Origin of the sequence: Micromonospora sp. NPDC020750, assembly GCF_044334565.1 — a bacterium.
GTDB lineage: Bacteria > Actinomycetota > Actinomycetes > Mycobacteriales > Micromonosporaceae > Micromonospora.
This window is the reverse complement of sequence record NZ_JBIRTH010000003.1, coordinates 105,460-127,040: the sequence shown is the minus strand read 5'-3', so window position 1 is coordinate 127,040 and position 21,581 is coordinate 105,460. Positions and strand designations below refer to the sequence as shown.

Genomic DNA, 21,581 nt, shown 5'->3' with positions numbered 1-21,581 from the left:
AGGGGTTCGCGGGTTCAGGTGCCGGGGTAGGCCGCGGGGCCGCCCCGGTCGGACGTGGGCGCCCCGGACCCGTCCGGTGCGGGGGCGTCCGGTGCGGCTGCTCCGGGCAGCGCGGTGGCGACGAGCAGACGGACACCGTAGACCACGACGAAGGTCACCGCCCCCACGGCGGCGGCGGGGCCCGGGGCGGTGGTCGCCACGTACCCGGCGGCCCCGCCGGCCGCGCCCAGGAAGATGGCGGCCGAGATCCCCCAGGCATCGGCGTACTGCCGGCGCACCCGCCGCGACCACGTGTCCCGCTCAGGCCCGCGCCCCACCGGTCGGTACGTGGTCGGCCCGTGCGTCGTGGGCTGGTAGGCGGTGGGCGGGGGAGCCGTCGGCCCGTGCGTCGTGGGCTGGTAGGCGGTGGGCGGAGGCGCCGTCGGCCCGTGCGTCGCCGGTGGGTAGACGGTCGGCTCGTGCATCGCCGGTTGGCGGGGGACCACCTGGGTGGCCGCCGCGTCGGTGCCCGCCCGCAGCGCCGTCTGGATCGGCACCGCCGCCCCGGCGTGCGGGGTGTGCCCCAGCAGGCGCAGCAGGACCTGTTCGGCCGGCGGCCGGGCCCGGTGGTCCTTGTCCAGGCACTGCCCGACCAGCTCGCCGAGCGGGCCGGAGAGGCCGGCCAGATCCGGCGGGTCGTGCAGCACCCGGTTCATCACCGCAACGACCGTCCCGGTGCCGAACGGCGGTCGGCCCGCCGCGGCGAACGCGATGGTCGCCGCCCAGGCGAACACGTCGCTGGCCGGGCCCACCTCGTCGTCGCGGAACCGCTCCGGCGCCATGTACGGCGCGGTGCCCATGACCCTGCTGGTCATCGTCTCGGTGACGTCGAGGGCCCGGGCGATGCCGAAGTCGATGACCCGGGCGCCGTCCGCGCCGAGGACGACGTTGTCCGGCTTGAGGTCGCAGTGCACCACGTCGGACTGGTGGATCGCGGCGAGCGCGGTGGCGGTGCCCACTGCCAGCCGGTGCAGGGCGTTGCCGGTGACCGGGCCGTACTCGCGGACGTGCCGTTGCAGGGTCGGGCCCTCGATGTACTCGCTCACCACGTACGGCGGGTCGCTGTCCACGTCCGCGAAGAGGATCTGCGCGGTGCAGAACGGCGTTACCCGCCGGGCGGCGGCGATCTCCTTGGCGAACTGGGCCTTGGCACGCGGGTTGTGGTGCAGGTCGAGGTTGATCATCTTGACGGCGACGAACCCGCCCTGCTGTTCGCGGCCCAGGTAGACCACGCCCTGACCGCCCGCACCGAGGCGGCCGAGCAGTTCGTAGGGGCCCGCCCGGTCCGGATCCCGCGGACCCAGCGGCGTCATGTCCGGCATCGCTGTCGCTGCCCCTATCGGCCTGGCTGTCTTCCGCTCTGCGCGCTGACGCGTCGTCGGGTCCCCGTCGTGCGACGACACCGGTATGGTGCCACGACCGCGCCACCGACGAGAGCCGCCCGGCCGGGCGGTGGGACGAGGGCGGTTCGACCGTTCGGCCGAGGGGCGGCAGCCTGGCCGGTCGGCTCGGCGACTAACCTGGCCGACATGCGTCTCTCCGCTCGGGTCGACTACGCCCTCCGCGCGGCCGCCGAACTCGCGGCGGTCGCCGACGGTGCCGGCGCCGGCCGGGCCCGCCCGGTGACGGCCGAGCAGATCGCCAAGACGCAGGAGATTCCGCCGAAGTTCCTGGAGAGCATCCTGCTGCAACTGCGCCGCGGCGGGATCGTGCACGCCCAGCGCGGCCCCGAGGGCGGGTACTGGCTGGCCCGGCCGGCCGCCGACATCTCCCTGGCGGAGGTGATCCGGGTGATCGACGGGCCGCTGGCACACGTCCGGGGGCAGCGCCCGGAGCAACTCGGCTACCTCGGCGCCGCGCGGGCGTTGCAGGACGTGTGGATCGCCCTGCGGGCCAGCGAGCGGGAGATCCTCGAACTGGTCACCGTCGCGGACGTGGCCAACGGCACGCTCCCCGCGCGGGTCAACGAGCTGGCCGCCGACCCGCGCGCCTGGAGCTGACCGGCGCCACCCGCGCCACCAGCCACCGCCACCGCCACGGATCGCCACCGGCGCTACCCGCACCGCCAAGGATCGCCGACCGCGCCACGGGTGGCGGCCGTCCGGCGCGTCCCATCAGCCGATCGGGGACTTGACCCGGGGCGACCCGTGCCGCATTGTCGACCAAGTCGATAGGATATGCCGCAAAGTCAGGGGGCGCTCGTGCGCAAGCTGCTGGTCCTCGCCCTGGTCGGGCTCGTCGCGCAACTGATCGACGGTTCGCTCGGCATGGCCTACGGGCTGACCTCGTCCACCCTGCTGCTCGTCGCCGGGGTCGCCCCGGCCGCCGCGTCGGCCTCGGTGCACCTGGCCGAGATCGGCACCACGCTCGCCGCCGGGGTGGCCCACTGGCGGTTCGGCAACGTCGACTGGCGGGTGGTCGCCCGCATCGCCGTTCCCGGCGCGCTCGGCGCGTTCGCCGGTGCCAGCTTCCTCAGCGCCATCTCCACCGAGGCGGCCGCGCCATGGATGGCCGCGATCCTGTTCACCCTCGGCGCGTACCTGCTGGTGCGCTTCTCCCGGCCGCTGCGCGTCAACCGCGCCGCCGGTGGGCTGCGCGGCCGGTTCCTCGGCCCGCTCGGCCTGGTCGCCGGCTTCGTCGACGCGACCGGCGGTGGGGGATGGGGTCCGGTCGCCACCCCGGCGCTGCTGGTCTCCGGCCGGATGGAGCCCCGCAAGGTCATCGGCTCGGTCGACACCGCCGAGTTCGTGGTGGCGGGCGCGGCCAGCGCCGGCTTCCTGATCGGCCTCGGCACCGAGGGTTTCCTGCTGCCGACCGTCGCCGCCCTGCTGATCGGCGGCCTGATCGCCGCCCCGATCGCCGCCTGGCTGGTCCGGATCGTCCCGGCCCAGCTCCTCGGCGCCACCATCGGCGGCGTGATCGTGCTGACCAACGCCCGCACCCTGATCCGCGTCGGCGGCCTACCCGGCGGGGCCCAGTGGCTGGTCTACGGGCTCCTCGCCGCCGGTTGGCTCGTCGCGATCGTCCTGGCCGTCCGCGCGCTGCGCCGCGTCCGCGACGCCCGCGCCACGGTCGAGGCCGCCGTCGCTGCTTCGGCTGCCCCGGTGGCGGACGACGCCCCGTCGCGGCCCGTCCCGGTGACTGCCACCGCCGAGGGCTGACGGTCGGAGGGCCCTGGGCCCTGGACTCAGGGTCGTTGGTCGTTGGTCGCTGAGGCGGTCCGGCAGAGCTGGGGTACGCCTCGCCGGGCTGTGGAGCCGAAGCGTCGCCCGGCGCTCCTCGACGTTGCCCTGTGCCTCAGGACCATGGGAGGGCAGCTGCATGAGCTGTCGGGCTGCCTATGGAGCTGCCCCGTCTGCGCTACCGGTAGCGCATGTCCTCGGCCGACGGTGCCCACCGCGACGCGAAGATGCCCCGTTGGTGCGGGCAGCTCCATAGCGCCTGGAAGGCGTATCACCCCCGGCGTGCCGTCAGGCTGTCGCGGATCTTCAGCGGCTGGCTCCGGGCTCCTCCAGCATCGTCCCCGCGATGGTGGAGAGCAGCTCCCATGCCTCGTCCACATGCGCCTGGGTGGTCAGTGGCGAGCCGACCGCAAGGCGCAGCGTGTACCGGCCGGCGACCCGGGTGTGGGTGAGCAACACCCGGCCCGTGGCGTTGACCCGGGACAGCAGTTCGGCGCTGGCCTCGTCGCCGGCGGTGAGCCGGAAGCAGACCAGCGAGAACGGGTGCGGTACGGCGAGCGTGAACCGGCCGTCGGCGCGGACGTGGGCGGCGAACCGGTCGGCGAGGGCCACCCCGGAGCGGATGTGCGCCCGCAGCCCCTCCACCCCGTACCAGCGCAGCACGAACCACAGCTTCAGGGCGCGGAACCGACGCCCCAGCGGCACCTGCCAGTCCCGGTAGTCGATCACGGCCCCGGTCTCGGTCGCCGCGTTGTGCAGGTACTCCGGCAGCACCGTCAGCGCCTCGATCAGCTCACCGGAGTCGGCCACCCAGAACGCGTCGCAGTCGAAGCCGGTGAGCAGCCACTTGTGCGGGTCGAAGCAGTACGAGTCGGCGTACTCCAGACCGGCGTGCGACCAGCGCAGCTCCGGGCAGACCGCCGCCGCCCCGGCGTACGCGGCGTCGACGTGCAGCCAGACGCCGAGCTCCGCGCAGATCGCGCCGATCTCCGGCAGCGGGTCGACGGCGGTGGTGGAGGTCGTGCCGATCGTGGCCACCACGATCGCGGGCACGTCGCCGGCCGCCAGGTCCGCCCGGATCGCCTCGCGCAGCGCGTCCGGGCGCATGGCCAGGGTTTCCGGGTCGACGTCGACCACCCGTACCCCGTCGAGGCCCAGCCCGGCGATCCGGGCCGCCTTCTCGATGGACGAGTGGCCCTGGCTGGAGGTGTAGGCGCGGTAGCGGCGGTCGATCCCGGCGGCCCGCCACTGGCCTGCGCTGGCCCGGTGCAGCGCGGCGAGGGTGGCCACCAGGGTCGCCGAGGAGGCGGAGTCCTGGATCACGCCGCCGCCGCTGCCGGTGGAGCGGAACCGCTGCGGCAGGTCGAGCAGCCCGGCCAGCCAGTCCAGCACCACCGTCTCCAGTTCGGTGCAGGCCGGGCTGGTTGCCCACAGCATGCCCTGCACGCCGAGCCCGGAGCTGATCAGGTCGCCCAGCACGCTCGGGCCGGAGGTGTTCGCCGGAAAATAACCAAAGAAGCTCGGGTGCTGCCAGTGGGTCAGGTGCGGGGTGACCAGGTCGTCCAGGTCGGCGAGCAGGGCCTCGACCGGCTCGCCGTGCGTGGTCGGGCCGGTCGGCAGCGCGGCTGCCAGCGTCCCCGGCGGGGCGGGTGAGGTGACCGGGCGCCGCCCGAGCGTCGCCCAGTAGTCGGCGATCCAGTCCACCGCCGCGTGCCCGGCCCGGCGGAACTCCTCGGGGTCCATGTGCTCAGCCATCCGCCGAGTTGATCAAATCCAGCCGCCGAGGGCAAGGTCCCGTCCGGGGGTGCTTCCGACGGGCGCGGTCGGCGCGGCTGTTGCCTGGCGGAAAGCGTTGTCCTAGCATTCGTGCAGCGCGGAGTCGAACTACGGACGTCAATTCGTCCCCCACCGCCCCAGCGCGGCGCACCGCCACCGCCGGCCCAGGGCAGGCCGACGGGCATCGCGTCGCCGCGCGCCCGACCTCCCCGGAGGCACGCCCGTGCACCCCAGCAGATCCCGTCGCCGCACCGCCCTGCTCGCCGCGGCGGCGGCCACCGCCCTCACCGCCACCACCCTGACCGCCGGCACCCTCGGCGCCGTGGCAGCCTCGTCCGCCGCCGGCTGCCGCGTCGATTACAAGATCACCAACCAGTGGGGCGGCGGCTTCGGCGCCGACGTCACCGTCACCAACCTCGGCGACCCGGTCAACGGCTGGACCCTCACCTGGTCCTACACCGCCGGTCAGCAGGTCGCCCAGGCGTGGAACGCCACCGTCACCCAGTCCGGTGCCCAGGTCACCGCCCGCGACGCCGGCTACAACGCCGCCATCGGCACCGGCGGCACCGCGAACTTCGGCTTCAACGCCTCGTGGAACGACGCCAGCAACCCCGTTCCGGCGAGCTTCGCGCTCAACGGCACGACCTGCACCGGCGCCACCACCCCGACGACCACCGCGCCGCCGCCCACCACGCCGCCCCCCACCACCCCGCCCGCCGGGGCGAAGCAGGTCGAGGACCTCGACCGGGGCCTGATCAGCGTCCGTTCCGGCAGCGGGAACCTGGTCTCCTGGCGGCTGCTGGGCACCGAGACCTCCGGGGTGTCGTTCAACCTCTACCGGGGCTCGACCAGGGTCAACGGCAGCCCGATCGCCGGTGCCACCAACCACCTAGACAGCGGGGCCGCCGCCGGGGCGGCGTACACGGTGCGGGCCGTGGTGAACGGCGTCGAGCAGGCGGCGTCCGGGCCGGCGCTCCAGTTCGCGGGCGGCTACCTCGACGTGCCGATCCAGCCGCCGGCCGGGGGCACCACCCCGACCGGGGAGACGTACACCTACGCCGCCAACGACGCCAGCGTCGGCGACCTCGACGGCGACGGCCGCTACGAGATCGTGCTCAAGTGGGACCCGTCCAACGCCAAGGACAACTCCCAGTCCGGCTACACCGGCAACGTCCACGTCGACGCGTACACCCTGACCGGCACCCGGCTGTGGCGCATCGACCTTGGGCGCAACATCCGGGCCGGCGCCCACTACACCCAGTTCCAGGTGTACGACTACGACGGCGACGGCCGGGCCGAGGTGGCCATGAAGACCGCCGACGGCACCCGCTCCGGCACCGGCCAGATCGTCGGCTCCTCCTCGGCGGACCACCGCAACTCCAGCGGGTACGTCCTGTCCGGCCCCGAGTACCTGACCATGTTCGACGGCCGGACCGGCGCGATCGCGTCCACCGTCAGCTACGACCCACCGCGCGGCACCGTCTCCTCCTGGGGCGACAGCTACGGCAACCGGGTCGACCGGTTCCTCGCCGGCACCGCCTACCTCGACGGCCAACGCCCCTCACTGATCATGGCCCGGGGCTACTACACCCGCGCCGTCATCGCCGCCTGGGACTTCCGCGACGGCGCCCTGACGAAGCGGTGGACGTTCGACTCCAACGCCTCCGGCAACTCCGCCGCCGCGGGCCAGGGCAACCACCAGCTCTCCGTCGCCGACGTCGACGCCGACGGCCGGCAGGAGATCGTCTACGGCGCGGCCACCATCGACGACAACGGTCGCCTGCTCTACTCCACCGGCAACGGCCACGGCGACGCCCTGCACGTCGGCGATCTCGACCCCAGCCGCGCCGGCCTGGAGATCTTCAAGGTCGACGAGGACGCCAGCAAGCCCAGCTCCTGGTTCGCCGACGTCCGCACCGGGCAGATCATCTGGTCGACCGCCGCCTCCGGCGACAACGGCCGGGGCGTCTGCGCCGACATCTGGGCCGGCAGCCCCGGCGCCGAGTCCTGGTCCTCCGCCGTCGACGGCCTGGCCAACACCAGGGGCCAGAACGTCGGCCGCAAGCCGTCCTCGGCGAACTTCCTCGCCTGGTGGGACGGCGACCCGGTGCGCGAACTCCTCGACGGCACGAAGATCGACAAGTACGGCACCGGCGGCGAGGCCCGACTGCTCACCGGCAGCGGCGTCAGCTCCAACAACGGCACGAAATCGACCCCGGCGCTGTCCGGCGACATCCTCGGCGACTGGCGCGAGGAGGTCGTGTGGCGCACCAGCGACAGCACCGCCCTGCGCATCTACAGCACCCCGACCCCGACCGGCACCCGGATCCACACCCTGATGCACGACCCGCAGTACCGGGCCGCCATCGCGTGGCAGAACACGGCCTACAACCAGCCGCCGCACCCGGGCTTCTTCATCGGGGACGGCATGGGAACCCCGCCCGTGCCGAACATCTACCTGCGCTGAGCGCTCGTCGTGCTGGATGCCCTGCCCACCGGGGAGACCGGCAAAGCAGGGTGGCAGGCACCGGGCCGCAGCCGCGGAATCCGCACAGCTCCGGCCCGGTGCACCACACCGCGGCACCCCCGACCCGTCCCGACCGGGGAGTGCCGTACCACCACCGGAACCAAAGTTACGCGCCGTCCGCGACGCGGGGGTGACGCCGTTATGAAGACTGTGTTTCGGGCGTTTCCAACAAGGTTCACCCGTTCCGGCGCAGCCCGCCCGCCACCCTGTCCGCGATCAGCTCGTACGAGCGCACCCGGTCGGCCACGTCGTACACCAGCGTGGTCAGCATCAGCTCGTCCGCGCCGGTGCGCTCCAGCAGGCCGGTGAGCTGCCGGCGCACCGTCTCCGGCGACCCCAGCGCCTGCCCCTCCCGCCGGGCGAGCGCGAACTCCCGCTCCGCGTCCGTGTACGGGTACGCCGCCGCCTCGTCCGGCGTGGCGAGGGGCTCCGGCCGCCCCGAGCGCAGCCTCAGGAACGACAGCGCGCTCGGCCCCGCCAGCCACTCCGCCCGCTCGTCGGTGTCCGCGCAGACCGCGTTCACCGCCACCATCGCGTACGGCTTCTCCAGGAACCGCGACGGCCGGAAATGCTGCCGGTACAGCGCCAGCGCCGGCACCGTGTTCTGCGCGCTGAAGTGGTGCGCGAACGAGAACGGCAGCCCCAGCAACCCGGCGAGCTGAGCGCTGAACCCGCTGGACCCCAGCAGCCAGACAGCGGGCTGCAGGCCCCGCCCCGGCGTGGCCGTGATCGGCCCCGGCCGCTCCCCGGAGAAGTAGTTCATCAGGTCGGCCAGTTCCCGGGGGAACCCCTCGGCCGACAGCCCTTCCATCGTCCGGCGCAACGCCAGCGCGGTGACCTGGTCGGTTCCCGGGGCCCGGCCGATCCCCAGGTCGATCCGGCCCGGGTGCAGCGCTTCGAGGGTGCCGAACTGCTCGGCCACCACCAGCGGGGCGTGGTTGGGCAGCATCACCCCGCCCGAGCCCAGTCGGATCGTCGAGGTGTTGGCCGCCAGGTGTGCGAGCAGCACCGCCGGCGCGGAACTCGCGATCGCCGGCATGTTGTGGTGCTCGGCCACCCAGAACCGGCGGTAGCCCAACTCCTCCGTGCGCCGGGCCAGCTCGGTGGTGTGCCGCAGGGCCGCGCCGGCGGTGGCGCCGGCCGCGACCGGGGCAAGATCAAGAACAGACATCGGTACGTTGATCACGCGATCGTCCAACCCGCCCCGTGCCGGAATTGTTCCCCTCGTCGGGTACGTGTGGCTCAACCCATCCCGCGCGCCTGCTCGAAGATCAGGCTGGTCTGGGTGTGCTGCACCGCCGGGTCCACCGCGAGATGGTCCAGCACGAAGTCCCGCAACGCGTCCCCCGACGCCGCCCGCACGTGCAACACGTAGTCCTCCGCGCCCGCCACGTGGAACACCGACACCACCCCGGGCAGCCGCACCGACCGGGCCCGGAACGCGTCCACCGCCGCCCGCTCGTGCGCCGTCAACCGCACCGACACCAGGGCCTGCAACGGCAGTCCCACCGCCGCCGGGTCCACCTCCGCGTGGAACCCCCGGATCGCCCCGCACTCCCGCAGCGACCGGGTCCGGGTCAGGCATGTCGACGGTGCCACCCCCACCCGGTCCGCCAGGGCGTTGTTCGGCAGTCGGCCGTCCACGGCCAGCTCGGTCAGGATCGCGCGATCGACGTCGTCCAGGGCGGCGAAGGGCCGCACATCATTCGGTGCGAGGGGCATTCCACCATCCTGCTCCGAATCATCGCGTTGTCAAAGACCGACAAACAGAATCTTCTGCGACTCTCTTGCCGATTGCCGCCCTGATGTTCGACGCTTCCCGCATGACGACCGTGGACACCAGAGCAGTGCACGCCGGCCGCGCCGACCTGGCCGCCCTCGGCGTCCACGTCCCACCCATCGACCTGTCCACCACCAACCCCCTGCCGTCGGTCACCGACGGCGGCGACGCGTACGAGCTCCTCGCGACCGGCGGCACCCTCCCACCCGGCGGCAGCGCCGTCTACCAACGCCTCTGGAACCCCACCGTCGCCCGCTTCGAGACCGCCCTCGCCGAGCTCGAAGGCACCGCCGCCGCCGTCGCTTTCGCCAGCGGCATGGCCGCCCTCACCGCCACCGTCCTCGCCGCCACCCGGGACGGGAAGCACCACATCGTCGCCGTCCGCCCCCTCTACGGCGGCACCGACCACGTCCTCGCCACCGGCCTGCTCGGCACCGAGGTCACCTGGGCCCACCCCGACGGCGTCGCCGACGCCGTCCGCCCCGACACCGCCCTCGTCATCGTCGAGACCCCCGCCAACCCCACCCTCGACCTCGTCGACATCGCCGCCCTGGCCACCGCCGCCGGCGACGTGCCCCTGCTCGTCGACAACACCGTCGCCACCCCCGTCCTGCAGCAGCCCGCCCGGCACGGCGCCGCGCTCGTCCTGCACAGCGCCACCAAGAGCATCGGCGGCCACGGCGACGTCCTCGCCGGCGTCGTCGCGTGCGACGACCAGTGGGCCGCCCGGCTGCGCCAGGTCCGCGCCCTCACCGGCGCGATCCTGCACCCCCTCGGCGCGTACCTGCTGCACCGCGGCCTCCAGACGCTGCCCGTGCGGGTCCGCGCCCAGTCCGCCGGGGCCGAGAAGCTCGCCGGCTGGCTCGCCCGCCACCCCGCCGTCGCCCGCGTGCACCACCCCGGCATCGACGACCCCGCCGGGCTCGTCGGCCGGCAGATGGCCGGCACCGGCAGCCTGCTCGCCTTCGAGGTACGCGGTGGCGCGTCCGCCGCCGCCGCCGTCGCCGGGGCCTGCCGGCTGATCACCCATGCCGTCTCCCTCGGCGGCGTGGACACCCTCATCCAGCACCCCGCCTCGCTCACCCACCGGCCGGTCGAAGGCGACGCCAAGCCGGTCGGCGGTCTGCTGCGGATCTCCGTCGGCCTGGAGGACCCGGAGGACCTGCGGGCGGACCTGGAGCAGGCGCTCGCCGCGCTCGGCTGACCGTCTGGTGCCCCGTTTCGGCTGACGGGCGGGCCCGCCCGTTCAGGACTTCGGGCCGACGTGCCGGTCCAGCTCGGCGACCGCCTCCCGTCGGGCCACCGACAGCGAGTTGCGGCGGTTCATCCGCCAGGCGACGCCCAGCAGGTCCAGCGCCCACTGGCAGAGCCCCATGATGTCGGCGGACTCGTTGGTGAACATGTAGCGGGGATAGACGTAGGCCCGACCGTGCGCGATCACCCGGTTGGCCACCCGGCAGCCATCGGAGTGGAACAGGCCGCGCACGAAGTCGCCGGGGTGGGTGGCGACGATCTTCCGCTGCCAGTCGGTGAGGACGATCAGCCGCTCGTGCTTCTTGCCCGGCCCGTGCTGCGGCAGCAGGCAGGGCCAGTGCAAGCCGTAGCTCTGCACGCTGACGCACCCCTGCTGCTGAACCCGTTGCACTTTCGCCGCCAACACGGCCTTCATGGAAGCCTCGCAGGCGTCGATCAGCCCAGGCCAGACGTTTGCGTAGGCATAGGAACCCGGGTCTGTCGGACTGTCGAGGTCGGGACGGCACCGGAAGCAGCGGAGGGCTGTGCTCTGCTGCTTCGGTTCGGGACGGTCCTTGCACCAGTGGCGGACCGTCGGATAGGGGAGCCCTACGCTGCGGGCGGTTTCGGCAACCGTGGCCCCGGAGAGGTAGAGGCGGCGGGCGCGCGCTCGGATCTCAGGTGGATGCACGCGCCCATCTTCGAACGCCTGTATGACAAGTTTTGTGCCCTCGGTGGGATTCGAACCCACACTGTATGCAGTTTGAGTGCATTGCCTACTGCCGGTTGGGCTACGAGGGCCTTCCATGATTCGACCATGACAGCCTACCCACTACGCTAGGGACGGCGACACCCGGCACGGCGGTGTCGGGCACAGACTGGTGGGAGTGGCTCGTGGCCGAGACGCAGACGGATGCCGAGCGCAGGCGGGTGTTGATCGCCGAGGACGAGGCGCTCATCCGGCTGGACCTGGCCGAGATGCTGGTCGAGGAGGGCTACGAGGTGGTCGGCGAGGCCGGCGACGGCGAGACCGCCGTTCGTCTCGCCGAGGAGCTGAAGCCCGACCTGGTCATCCTCGACATCAAAATGCCGATCATGGACGGGCTGGCCGCCGCCGAGCGGATCGCCGGCGCCCGGATCGCCCCGGTGATCATCCTGACCGCGTTCAGTCAGCGTGACCTGGTGGAGCGGGCCCGGGCGGCCGGCGCGATGGCGTACCTGGTGAAGCCGTTCCAGAAGAGCGACCTGGTGCCGGCGGTGGAGATCGCGCTGTCCCGGTACTCGGAGGTCGCCGCGCTGGAGGCCGAGGTCGCCGGCCTGACCGACCGGCTGGAGATCCGCAAGACGGTGGAGCGCGCCAAGGGCGCGTTGATGACCACGTACGGGATGACGGAGCCGCAGGCGTTCAAGTGGATCCAGCGCACGGCGATGGACCACCGGCTGACCATGAAGGAGGTCGCCGAGCGGATCCTCGCCGAGACCGCCGGCGGCGAGCTAACCCAGCCAACCTCCTGACCCCACCCCCCACGAGCCCCAAGGCGCAAATTCCCGGAATGAGTGGCTATCCCCCACGGAATAGCCACTCATTCCATGTAAAAGTGCGAGGGGGCCGCGGGGGGCCTCGGGCGGCGGGGCCGGCGCATCGCGGGCTCCCCGTCGTTGCGATTGATCGATACGATCGCGTCCATGCCTTCTCGGCGCCTGCGGGCGATGCCTGGCGTGCTGGCCGCGTGCGCGGTGCTGCTGGCCGGGTGCTGGTCGGCCCCGCGTCCCGCGCCGGAGCCGACCCCGCTGCGCCCCGACTGGCGGGCGGTGACCCTGCCGACCCCGCCGGGCGCCCCGGGGCGGCTGCTGCTGCGCGACGCGGCGGCCTGCGGTGGGCGCTGGTTCGTGGTGGGCGCGGTCGCGGACGCGGCGGGCGTGACCCGGCCGGCGGCGTGGTCCAGCCCGGACGCGGCGGCGTGGACCCCGCTGCGGCTGTCGGCGCGCAGCGGGTACGGCGCGGAGAACGTGCTGAAGGCGGTGGGCTGCCGCGACGGCCGGCTGGCGGCGGTGGGCGCGAAGAGCGGCGGGGTGCACGGCAATCCCCGGGTGAGCACGTGGCGGCAGCTCGCCGACGGTTCGGTGGTGGAGGTGCCGGCGGAGTTCGAGGTGTTCGGCGGCCCGGACGCGGTGAACGTGGGGCGGATCGCGGGCGGCCCGGAGGGTTGGGTGATCGCCGGTAACCGGGGCACCGGCGCGGCGGCCTGGTCCTCGGTGGACGCGGGGGAGTTCCGGCTGGTCAGCGGTGTGCCGCCGCTGGCATCTGACGCGGCGGGGCGGACCTGGGCGGCGGACGTGGCAGCGGGAGCGTCGGGTTGGGTGCTGGTGGGCTCGTCGCGGGCGCCGGGGCGGCCGGGGGGTGAGCCGGCGGTGTGGACCTCGCCGGACGGCCTGGGCTGGCGGCGGGAGGCGCTGTCGGACGCGGACGCGTCGGGCGATCTCCAGCGGGTGGTTCGGGCGGGGGAGCGGCTGGTCGCGGTGGGTAGGCGCGGTGACGGCGTGGGGGCCTGGATCGAGGGGCCCGGCGGGGCTGCGGGGGCGACCCGGGTGGGGTGGCGGCCGGGCGGGGTGCTGGAGCGGGCCGGGGGCGCGTCGGCGCAGGTGGCGGGCCTGGCGGCGGTGGACGGCGGGATGGTCGCGGTGGTCCTGTCCGACGCGGGCGGAGCGGCCTGGTTCTCGACGGACGGTGGCGGCTGGTCGCCGGTGCCGGTGCCGGCCCCGTTGCCGGTGGGGGCGGACCGGTCGGTCGCGGTGGCCGGGGCGGGGGACCGGGTGTTGCTGCTGGTGGATGGCGCGCGGGGCGCCGGGGTCTGGTCGGCACGAATGCCGGACGGGCCCGGGTGAGCGTGCCGGTGGTTTGTTTCCGGACAGTGTCGGATGTCGGCTTTTACCCGATCCTCCCGAGTGTGTGTTACAGCACTTCAGTGAATCTGGCCACTCAACGTAACGGTTAGGTCAACCCCGCTTCTCAGGTCTTACGGCGTGCCCTGCTGGTGGGATAACGTCCCGCCCCAGACCGGGTTCGCGGTCGGTTCGAAACCCCTCCAGCAAGAGCCAATTTCCACATTGCGGCGGGTGATTCGGGCCTTCGGACGGAGGAGGGTACGAGCCGTGAGGCAGAAGCTCGCACGGGTGCTCGGTGGCGTAGCCATCAGCGCGCTCGTTTTCAGTGGCACGGCCGCGTGTAAGGCCGACAGTGGCACCGAGGAGGGTGGCAGCTCCGCCGCCTGTGACCTCAAGATCGGCTTCTTCGGCCCGCTCACCGGCGACGCCGCGGGTCTCGGTATCCACATGCGCAACGGCACCAAGCTGGCGATCGACCAGTACAACAAGGAAAACGCGGACTGCAAGGTCAACCTCGAGCAGTACGACTCGCAGGGTGACCCGGCCAAGGCCCCGCCGCTGGCGCAGAAGGCGGTGGGCGACACCAAGGTCGTCGGCCTCGTCGGCCCGGCGTTCTCCGGCGAGTCCGAGGTGGGCGGCCCGATCTTCGACGAGGCCGGCCTGCCGGTCATCACCCCGTCGGCGACCAACCCGACTCTGACCACCAAGGGCTGGAAGGTTTACCACCGGGGCGTCGGCAACGACACCTCGCAGGGCCCGGCCGCCGGTCGCTACATCAAGAACGTGCTGAAGGCCGAGAAGGTCTACGTCGTCGACGACCAGTCGGCGTACGGCACGGGCCTGGTGGGCGAGGTCAAGAAGGTTCTCGGCTCGGTCACCGGCGAGGACAAGATCCAGGTCAAGCAGACCAACTTCTCCGCGGTCGTCACCAAGATCGTCGGCAGCGGCTCGACCGTCCTTTTCTTCGGTGGCTACTACACCGAGGCGGGCCTGCTGCTCAAGCAGCTCAAGGGCGCCGGCTGGAAGGGCACCATGGTCGCCGGTGACGGCGTCAACGACGCCCTCTTCATCAAGGTCGCCGGCCAGGCGGTCGCCGAGGGCACCGTCCTGACCTGCCCCTGCGCCCCGGCCACCGCGGCCAAGGGCACCTTCGTGACCGACTACAAGGCGGCCTTCGAGAACGCCGAGCCGGGCACCTACGCCGACGTGTCGTACGACATCGCCAAGATCTACCTCGAGGGCATCAAGGCCGGCAAGGTCACCCGCGCCGATCTCCTCGCCTTCGTGAAGGCCTACAACAAGGCCGGCACCGCCACCGGTGTGACCTACAAGTTCGAGGCCAGTGGCGAGCTGGACCCGGCGCAGGTGGTGGTCTGGGCGTTCAAGGTCAACGCGGGCAAGGTCGTTCCGGACATCGAGATCCCGAAGGCCTGACCGGTTCTCCGGTCCCGCCAGGGATACCAAACGATGCGGCCGGGAGTCATCCTCCCGGCCGCCTCGTTTGGCCGCACAGTTGGAGCCCCACTTGAACTTCGATGAGTTGTTCGGGAATTTCCCGGCCCTGACCATCACCGGGCTGGAACAGGGCGCGATCTACGCCTTGGTCGCCCTCGGCTACACCCTGGTCTACGGCGTCCTTCGCCTGATCAACTTTGCCCACTCCGAGGTCTTCATGGTCGGTACCTTCACCGCCTTCTGGACCTGGGAGGCCCTCGGCTACGACCAGAATTCCGCCGCGCCGGCCCTCGGCCCGCTGATCCTCGCGCTGGCGGCCGGCCTGATCGTGGCGGGGGTCGCCTCCGCGGCGACGGCGGTGACCGTGGAGCTGGTCGCCTACCGGCCGCTGCGGCGGCGCAACGCGCCACCGCTGGCCTTCCTCATCACCGCGATCGGCGCGTCGTTCGTGCTCGCCGAGTCCTTCGGCATCGGCACCTCCCGGGCGCCGTTCGGCATGCCGACGCTGCTCCCCTCCGAGACGCTGTTCACCGTCTTCGGCGCCGCCGTCACCAACGTCCAGCTGCTGATCCTCGGCGTGACGCTGGTGATGATGGTCGGCCTGGACCAGTTCGTGAGCCGCAGCCGGCAGGGCCGTGGCATCCGGGCCGTGGCCCAGGACCCGGACACCGCCGCCCTGATGGGCGTCAACAAGAACCGGGTGATCCTGCTGGTCTTCGTGCTCGGCGGCCTGATGGCCGGCGTGGCGGCGCTGCTCTGGGACGTCCGCTACGGCTACACGAAGTTCAACGTGGGCTTCATGATCGGGCTCAAGGCGTTCGCGGCGGCGGTGCTCGGCGGCATCGGCAACCTGCGCGGCGCGATGCTCGGCGGCCTGCTGCTCGGCGTGGCGGAGAACTACGCCGCCGGCCTGTTCGGCGGAGACTGGAAGGACTTCACCGGCTTCGTGCTGCTGATCGTGCTGCTGATGTTCCGCCCCACCGGCCTGCTCGGCGAATCTCTCGGGAGGGCGCGCGCATGACCGCCACCGTGGACAAGGGCCGTGTCTCGGCCTTCAAGGGCCGCTGGGCGGCCATGCCCAAGCAGATCCGGTGGGCCGCCCTCGCGGCGCTGATCGTCCTGCTCTACATCCTGCCCAACAAGTGGTTCTACGAGTACCTGGGCTTCCCGATCGGGAGCGAGTACTTCGCCCTCTACACCACCCGGTCGGACTTCGCGGGCGTGCTGTTCGACACCGCGGTCTTCGTCCTGCTGGCCGTGGGGCTCAACGTGGTGGTCGGCTTCGCCGGCCTGCTCGACCTGGGCTACTTCGGCTTCTACGCGCTCGGCGCGTACACGGTCGCGTTGCTGACCTCGCCGGAGAGCCGCCTCGGGACGGACTGGCCGTGGCTGGCGGCGGTGCCGATCGCGGTCATGGTCGCGATGATCTCCGGCGTCGTCCTCGGTGGCCCGACGCTGCGGCTGCGCGGCGACTACCTGGCCATCGTGACCCTCGGCTTCGCCGAGATGATCCGGCTCTACGCCGCCCGCAACGAGGGTGTCCTCCAGGGGCAGCGGGGCATCCCGGGAATCCCGCACCCGCCGGGCTCCGGCTCGGACGGCAAGCCGCTGTTCGGGGTGGTGGACGCCCGGCCGTACTACTGGCTCCTGCTGACGTTGATCCTCCTGGTGATCGTGCTGGTCCGGAACCTGGCCAACAGCCGGGTCGGCCGGGCCTGGGTCGCGACCCGCGAGGACGAGGACGCCGCCGAGGTCATGGGCGTGCCGACGTTCAAGTACAAGCTCTGGGCGTTCGCGATCGGGGCGGCGGTGGCCGGCCTGACCGGTGCCGTCTTCGCCGGCAAGCAGACGTTCATCAACTCCGACCAGTTCGTGCTGGAGAGCTCCATCCTGGTGCTCGCGGCGGTCATCCTCGGTGGTGTCGGCAACATCAAGGGCGCCATCGTCGGCGGCGCGATCACCTGGTACCTGCCGGAGTGGTTGCGCGGCGTCGGCGAGCTGCTGGGGGTGGAGTTCGACGCGGCGGAGTACCGGATCCTGATCTTCGGCCTGGTCGTCATCGTGATGATGATCTTCCGTCCGCAGGGTATCGTGCCCAACCGGCGGCGGGCGGCGGAGTTCGCCGACCGGCGCCAGGAGGCGGTTCCGCAGGAGAAGGTGCCCAGTGAGTGACCCGCAGATGAAGAGCGAGCGCGACGCCAGCAGCGACCGCGACGTCACCGCCGACGGCCGCAGCACGGTTGGCGTGCCGCCGGAGAAGGGCCCCGACGGGCCCACGTCCACCGCCCCGGCGGCGCGGGACTCGGCGGGGCGGGAGCCGTTGCTGGAGGTCGACGACGTCACGCTGCGCTTCGGCGGCGTGGTCGCCCTCGACAAGGTCAACTTCACCCTCTACAAGGGGGAGATCCTCGGCCTGATCGGCCCGAACGGCGCCGGCAAGACGACCTGCTTCAACGCGATGACCGGCGTCTACCGGCCCACCGAGGGCGAGATCCGGTTCAAGGGGCAGCGCACCAACGGCAAGCGGCGGTCGTGGATCACCAAGGCCGGCATCGCCCGGACGTTCCAGAACATCCGGCTGTTCCCCGAGATGACGGCGCTGGAGAACGTGATGGTGGGCGCGGACGTCCACCACAAGACCAGCGTCATCTCGGCCATGCTGCGCCTGCCGCGGCACTGGCGGGAGGAGCGGGAGGGCCGGGAGAAGGCGTACGAGCTGCTGCGGTTCGTCGGCATCGAGCGGCGCGCGAACGACCTGTCCCGCAACCTGTCGTACGGCGAGCAGCGCCGGCTGGAGATCGCCCGGGCTCTCGCGACGGACCCCGCCCTGCTCTGCCTGGACGAGCCGGCCGCCGGCTTCACCCCGGCGGAGAAGGAGGAGCTGCTCGGCCTGATCCGGTTGATCCGCGACAACGGCACGACCGTGCTGTTGATCGAGCACGACATGCGGCTGGTGATGGGCGTGACCGACCGGATCGTCGTGCTGGAGTTCGGCAAGAAGATCGCCGAGGGGCTGCCGGCCGAGGTCCGGGACAACCCGAAGGTGATCGCCGCGTACCTGGGGGTGCCGACCGATGCTGCTTGAGATCAAGGACCTAACCCTGCTGTACGGGCGCATCCAGGCGCTGCACGGGATCAGCCTGGTGGTCAACGAGGGCGAGGTGGTCGCGCTCATCGGCGCCAACGGCGCGGGCAAGACCACCACCATGCGGGCGATCTCCGGGCTGCGTCCGGTGGCCCAGGGCTCGATCGTCTTCGACGGCACGGACGTCACCCGGATGCGGGCCGACCTGCGGGTGACCCGCGGGATCGGGCAGGCGCCCGAGGGCCGGGGCGTGTTCCCCGGCATGACGGTGATGGAGAACCTGGAGATGGGGGCGTACACCCGCCGGGACAAGGCGGAGATCGCCAAGGACCTGGCGATGGTGCTGGACCTGTTCCCCCGGCTGGCGGAGCGGCGCAAGCAGGCCGGCGGCACCCTCTCCGGCGGTGAGCAGCAGATGCTCGCCGTGGGTCGGGCGCTGATGGCCCGGCCGCGGTTGCTGCTGCTCGACGAGCCGTCGATGGGTCTGGCGCCGAAGCTGATCCAGCAGATCTTCGAGATCATCACCCGGATCAACGAGCAGGGCACCACGATCCTGCTGGTGGAGCAGAACGCCCAGCAGGCGCTGTCCCGCGCCCACCGGGGGTACGTGCTGGAGACCGGCCGGATCGTCAAGGAGGGCACCGGCCGGGACCTGCTGCACGACCCGGCGGTCAAGGAGGCGTACCTCGGCGTGGCCTGACCTCGCACCACCGGCGGCCGGCCGTCCCCACCCGGGGGCGGCCGGCCGCCGGCGTCTGCCCCTTCCGGGCCCGGGGCAGACGCCGGGGCGAATCCCGGCTCCGCCGGCCGTGCCGCCCGGCGGCGATGTCGGGCGTACGGGCTAGAGTCGCGGGCGTGACAGCTACGACGCCGCGCCTGCTTCTCGTCGACGGACACTCCATGGCATACCGGGCGTTCTTCGCCCTGCCGGTGGAGAACTTCTCCACCACGACGGGGCAGCCGACAAACGCCGTCTACGGCTTCACCTCGATGCTGATCAACGCGCTGCGCGACGAGCAGCCGACCCACATCGTCGTCGCCTTCGACGTGTCCCGCCGCTCCTTCCGCACCGAGAAGTACGCGGAGTACAAGGCGGGCCGCAGCGAGACCCCGGCGGACTTCAAGGGCCAGGTCAGCCTGGTCAAGGAGGTCCTGGCCGCGCTCCAGATCCCGGTGGTGGAGATGGAGGGCTACGAGGCCGACGACGTCATCGCCACCCTCGCCTGCCAGGCCCGTGACCAGGGCATGACGGTGCTGATCTCCAGCGGTGACCGGGACGCCTTCCAGCTCATCGACGACAACATCACGGTGCTCTACCCGCGCAAGGGCGTCTCCGACCTGGCCCGGATGGACGCCGCCGCGATCGAGGCGAAGTACGGCGTCGGCCCGCAGCGCTACCGCGACCTGGCCGCCCTGGTCGGCGAGACCAGCGACAACCTGCCGGGCGTGCCCGGGGTGGGGCCGAAGACCGCCGCCAAGTGGATCAACCTGTACGGCGGGGTCGACGGCGTCATCGCGCACGCCGACGAGATCAAGGGCAAGGCCGGCGACAGCCTGCGCGAGCGGCTCGCCGACGTGATCCGCAACTACGAGATCAACTGCCTGGTCTCCGACCTGGAGCTGCCGGTCCGCCCCGAGGACACCCGCTGGGCAGGCTGGGACCGGGAGGCGGTGCACCAGGTCTTCGACACCCTGGAGTTCCGCATCCTGCGCGACCGGCTCTACCAGTACCTGGAGGCCGTGGAGCCGGAGGCGGAGGCCGGGTTCGACCTGACCGGCGAGAAGCTCACCGAGCCCGGCGCGCTGGCCGGCTGGCTCGACGCGCACGCCCCGGCCGGCGTCCAGGTCGGCGTCGCGGTGAAGACGCCGGCGAAGCCGACCACCCCCCGGGAGCGGTACGAGCCGCAGCTCGACGGCGTGGCCCTCGCGCTGGCGGCCGGCCAGGCGGCCTGGTTCGACCCGGCGCAGCTGGCCGAGGCCGACGAGCGGGCCCTGGCCGGCTGGCTGGCCGACCCCCAGCGACCCAAGGTGGTGCACGACAGCAAGCACGCCCGGCTGGCGTTCGCCGCCCGCGGCTGGGACTTGGCGGGGGTGGCCCGCGACACCGAGTTGGCCGCCTACCTGGCCCGCCCCGACCAGCGCTCCTACGACCTGACCGACCTGGCGCTGCGCTACCTGCACCGGGAGCTGCGGGTCGACGCCCCGGAGACCGGTCAGCTCACCCTCGACGGCCTCGGGGACGACGGCGAGGCCGAGCAGAACCTGATGCTCCAGGCCCGGGCCACCCTCGACCTGGCCGACGCGATCGACGCCGAGCTCTCCCGCGACGGCGAGCAGTCCGCCCGGCTCATGGCGGGGGTCGAGCTGCCGCTGTCGGAGGTGCTCGCGACGATCCAGCGGGTCGGCATCGCCGCCGACCTGGACTATCTCCAGGAATTGGAGGCGCACTTCGCGGGCGAGGTCAAGGCCGCCGCCCAGGGCGCGTACGCCGCGGTGGGGCGGGAGTTCAACCTGGGCTCGCCGAAGCAGCTCCAGGAGCTGCTCTTCGGCGAGCTGGGGCTGCCCAAGACCAAGAAGATCAAGACCGGCTACACGACCGACGCCGACGCCCTCCAGTGGCTCTACGCGCAGAACCCGCTGCCGGTGCTGGAGCACCTGCTGCGCCACCGGGACGTGGCCAAGCTCAAGTCGACCGTCGACGGCCTGCTCAAGTCGGTCTCCGACGACGGCCGCATCCACACCACGTTCAAGCAGACGGTGGCGGCCACCGGCCGGCTCTCCTCGACCGACCCCAACCTGCAGAACATCCCGATCCGCACCGAGGAGGGCCGACGGATCCGCCGGGCCTTCGTCGTGGGGCAGGGGTACGACTGCCTGCTCACCGCCGACTACAGCCAGATCGAGATGCGGATCATGGCGCACCTGTCGTCGGACGACGCGCTGATCGAGGCCTTCAACTCCGGCCGGGACTTCCACGCCGCCACCGCGTCGTCGGTGTTCGGGGTGCCGGTGGAGGCGGTCACCGCCGACCAGCGCCGCAAGATCAAGGCGATGAACTACGGCCTGGCGTACGGGCTGAGCGCGTTCGGCCTGTCCCAGCAGCTCGGGATCACCGCCGAGGAGGCGCGCGGGCTGATGGAGAACTACTTCGCCGGCTTCGGCGGCGTCCGCGACTACCTCAACGAGGTCGTCGCCCGGGCCCGGCACGACGGCTACACCTCCACCCTCCTGGGCCGCCGGCGATACCTCCCCGACCTGGTCAGCGACAACCGGCAGCGCCGGGAGATGGCCGAGCGGATGGCGCTGAACGCCCCCATCCAGGGCTCGGCGGCCGACATCATCAAGGTCGCCATGCTGCACGTCGACGCGGCGCTGCGCGACGCCGGCCTGCGATCCCGGATGCTGCTCCAGGTGCACGACGAGCTGGTCTTCGAGGTGGCCCCGGGCGAGCGGGACGCCCTGGAGGCGCTGGTCCGCAAGGAGATGGGCGGGGCGCACCCGCTGTCGGTGCCGCTGGAGGTGTCCGTCGGGGAGGGCCGCGACTGGAACAGCGCCGACCACTGACGCTCCACCGGGTCGCCGTGGCGGTCGGTCGACGTGCACCGGGGCCGCGGCCCG

17 protein-coding genes, 1 tRNA gene and 1 pseudogene are annotated in these 21,581 nt (G+C 72.3%); 12 read left to right on the top strand and 7 right to left on the bottom strand.

What is annotated here, in order from left to right; all coding sequences use genetic code 11:
* Positions 1 to 14: 14 nt before the first annotated feature.
* Positions 15 to 1,352, bottom strand: coding sequence for a protein kinase (locus tag ACH4T9_RS10765; RefSeq protein WP_396670868.1), 1,338 nt, complete (start codon positions 1,350 to 1,352; stop codon positions 15 to 17).
* Positions 1,353 to 1,568: 216 nt separating this feature from the next.
* Here ACH4T9_RS10765 and ACH4T9_RS10760 point away from each other — a divergent pair, with 216 nt between their 5' ends.
* Positions 1,569 to 2,039 carry an Rrf2 family transcriptional regulator gene (locus tag ACH4T9_RS10760; protein ID WP_350885060.1) on the top strand — a complete coding sequence of 157 codons (471 nt, stop codon included), beginning with the start codon at positions 1,569 to 1,571 and terminating at the stop codon, positions 2,037 to 2,039.
* 201 nt (positions 2,040 to 2,240) lie between these two features.
* Entirely contained in the window at positions 2,241 to 3,200 is a 960-nt protein-coding gene (locus ACH4T9_RS10755) for a sulfite exporter TauE/SafE family protein (RefSeq protein WP_396670867.1), read from the top strand.
* 327 nt (positions 3,201 to 3,527) lie between these two features.
* Here the strand turns inward: ACH4T9_RS10755 and ACH4T9_RS10750 are convergent, their stop codons facing one another.
* Complete coding sequence (locus tag ACH4T9_RS10750; protein WP_396670866.1) at positions 3,528 to 4,976, bottom strand: pyridoxal-dependent decarboxylase; 1,449 nt, start codon at positions 4,974 to 4,976, stop codon at positions 3,528 to 3,530.
* Between the two features lie 244 nt (positions 4,977 to 5,220).
* Here ACH4T9_RS10750 and ACH4T9_RS10745 point away from each other — a divergent pair, with 244 nt between their 5' ends.
* Positions 5,221 to 7,464 carry a cellulose binding domain-containing protein gene (locus ACH4T9_RS10745; protein WP_396670865.1) on the top strand — a complete coding sequence of 748 codons (2,244 nt, stop codon included), beginning with the start codon at positions 5,221 to 5,223 and terminating at the stop codon, positions 7,462 to 7,464.
* 235 nt (positions 7,465 to 7,699) lie between these two features.
* Here the strand turns inward: ACH4T9_RS10745 and ACH4T9_RS10740 are convergent, their stop codons facing one another.
* Both ACH4T9_RS10740 and ACH4T9_RS10735 read right to left on the bottom strand, forming a co-directional pair.
* Positions 7,700 to 8,695: an LLM class flavin-dependent oxidoreductase gene (locus tag ACH4T9_RS10740; protein WP_396670864.1), complete on the bottom strand. Its 996-nt coding sequence runs from the start codon at positions 8,693 to 8,695 to the stop codon at positions 7,700 to 7,702.
* Between the two features lie 71 nt (positions 8,696 to 8,766).
* On the bottom strand, positions 8,767 to 9,246 hold the full coding sequence (locus ACH4T9_RS10735; protein ID WP_350885069.1) for an Lrp/AsnC family transcriptional regulator: 480 nt from the start codon (positions 9,244 to 9,246) through the stop codon (positions 8,767 to 8,769).
* Between the two features lie 83 nt (positions 9,247 to 9,329).
* On the opposite strand from ACH4T9_RS10735, the gene ACH4T9_RS10730 reads away from it, so the two are divergent.
* On the top strand, positions 9,330 to 10,508 hold the full coding sequence (locus ACH4T9_RS10730; protein WP_396671449.1) for a trans-sulfuration enzyme family protein: 1,179 nt from the start codon (positions 9,330 to 9,332) through the stop codon (positions 10,506 to 10,508).
* 42 nt (positions 10,509 to 10,550) lie between these two features.
* Here ACH4T9_RS10730 and ACH4T9_RS10725 read toward each other — a convergent pair whose 3' ends face one another.
* The 3 genes and pseudogenes from ACH4T9_RS10725 to ACH4T9_RS10715 form a co-directional block, all read right to left on the bottom strand.
* A complete protein-coding gene (locus ACH4T9_RS10725; protein WP_396671490.1) occupies positions 10,551 to 10,916 on the bottom strand; it encodes a hypothetical protein in 366 nt (121 codons plus the stop codon).
* Positions 10,917 to 11,123: 207 nt separating this feature from the next.
* Positions 11,124 to 11,228 (bottom strand): annotated as a pseudogene (locus tag ACH4T9_RS10720) (transcriptional regulator); the annotation flags it as partial.
* A gap of 35 nt (positions 11,229 to 11,263) precedes the next feature.
* Positions 11,264 to 11,338 (bottom strand) — tRNA-Leu (locus ACH4T9_RS10715).
* Positions 11,339 to 11,431: 93 nt separating this feature from the next.
* On the opposite strand from ACH4T9_RS10715, the gene ACH4T9_RS10710 reads away from it, so the two are divergent.
* From ACH4T9_RS10710 to polA, 8 genes are all read left to right on the top strand, one after another.
* Positions 11,432 to 12,052 carry an ANTAR domain-containing response regulator gene (locus ACH4T9_RS10710; protein ID WP_396670863.1) on the top strand — a complete coding sequence of 207 codons (621 nt, stop codon included), beginning with the start codon at positions 11,432 to 11,434 and terminating at the stop codon, positions 12,050 to 12,052.
* A gap of 171 nt (positions 12,053 to 12,223) precedes the next feature.
* Positions 12,224 to 13,423, top strand: a complete 1,200-nt coding sequence (locus ACH4T9_RS10705) for a hypothetical protein (protein ID WP_396670862.1) — start codon at positions 12,224 to 12,226, stop codon at positions 13,421 to 13,423.
* A gap of 267 nt (positions 13,424 to 13,690) precedes the next feature.
* Entirely contained in the window at positions 13,691 to 14,857 is a 1,167-nt protein-coding gene (locus ACH4T9_RS10700; protein WP_396670861.1) for a branched-chain amino acid ABC transporter substrate-binding protein, read from the top strand.
* Between the two features lie 91 nt (positions 14,858 to 14,948).
* The gene (locus ACH4T9_RS10695) at positions 14,949 to 15,899 is read left to right on the top strand and encodes a branched-chain amino acid ABC transporter permease (RefSeq protein WP_396670860.1); all 951 of its coding nucleotides are present in this window, start codon (positions 14,949 to 14,951) and stop codon (positions 15,897 to 15,899) included.
* Entirely contained in the window at positions 15,896 to 17,050 is a 1,155-nt protein-coding gene (locus tag ACH4T9_RS10690; protein WP_396670859.1) for a branched-chain amino acid ABC transporter permease, read from the top strand. Before ACH4T9_RS10695 ends, ACH4T9_RS10690 begins: the two co-directional genes overlap by 4 nt.
* Before the next feature lie 7 nt (positions 17,051 to 17,057).
* Positions 17,058 to 17,963: an ABC transporter ATP-binding protein gene (locus tag ACH4T9_RS10685; protein ID WP_396671448.1), complete on the top strand. Its 906-nt coding sequence runs from the start codon at positions 17,058 to 17,060 to the stop codon at positions 17,961 to 17,963.
* Complete coding sequence (locus ACH4T9_RS10680; protein ID WP_387023810.1) at positions 17,953 to 18,663, top strand: ABC transporter ATP-binding protein; 711 nt, start codon at positions 17,953 to 17,955, stop codon at positions 18,661 to 18,663. Before ACH4T9_RS10685 ends, ACH4T9_RS10680 begins: the two co-directional genes overlap by 11 nt.
* A gap of 155 nt (positions 18,664 to 18,818) precedes the next feature.
* Positions 18,819 to 21,527, top strand: coding sequence for a DNA polymerase I (gene polA, locus ACH4T9_RS10675; RefSeq protein WP_396670858.1), 2,709 nt, complete (start codon positions 18,819 to 18,821; stop codon positions 21,525 to 21,527).
* The last annotated feature ends 54 nt before the right edge of the window (positions 21,528 to 21,581 follow it).

Bases quoted from the DNA above. Each gene is read 5' to 3' on its own strand.
- ACH4T9_RS10750 (WP_396670866.1), bottom strand. From the start codon at position 4,976: ATGGCTGAGCACATGGACCCCGAGGAGTTCCGCCGGGCCGGGCACGCG.
- ACH4T9_RS10685 (WP_396671448.1), top strand. From the start codon at position 17,058: ATGAAGAGCGAGCGCGACGCCAGCAGCGACCGCGACGTCACCGCCGAC.
- ACH4T9_RS10740 (WP_396670864.1), bottom strand. From the start codon at position 8,695: ATGTCTGTTCTTGATCTTGCCCCGGTCGCGGCCGGCGCCACCGCCGGC.
- ACH4T9_RS10730 (WP_396671449.1), top strand. From the start codon at position 9,330: ATGTTCGACGCTTCCCGCATGACGACCGTGGACACCAGAGCAGTGCAC.
- ACH4T9_RS10760 (WP_350885060.1), top strand. From the start codon at position 1,569: ATGCGTCTCTCCGCTCGGGTCGACTACGCCCTCCGCGCGGCCGCCGAA.
- ACH4T9_RS10705 (WP_396670862.1), top strand. From the start codon at position 12,224: ATGCCTTCTCGGCGCCTGCGGGCGATGCCTGGCGTGCTGGCCGCGTGC.
- ACH4T9_RS10690 (WP_396670859.1), top strand. From the start codon at position 15,896: ATGACCGCCACCGTGGACAAGGGCCGTGTCTCGGCCTTCAAGGGCCGC.
- ACH4T9_RS10735 (WP_350885069.1), bottom strand. From the start codon at position 9,246: ATGCCCCTCGCACCGAATGATGTGCGGCCCTTCGCCGCCCTGGACGAC.
- ACH4T9_RS10765 (WP_396670868.1), bottom strand. From the start codon at position 1,352: ATGACGCCGCTGGGTCCGCGGGATCCGGACCGGGCGGGCCCCTACGAA.
- ACH4T9_RS10680 (WP_387023810.1), top strand. From the start codon at position 17,953: ATGCTGCTTGAGATCAAGGACCTAACCCTGCTGTACGGGCGCATCCAG.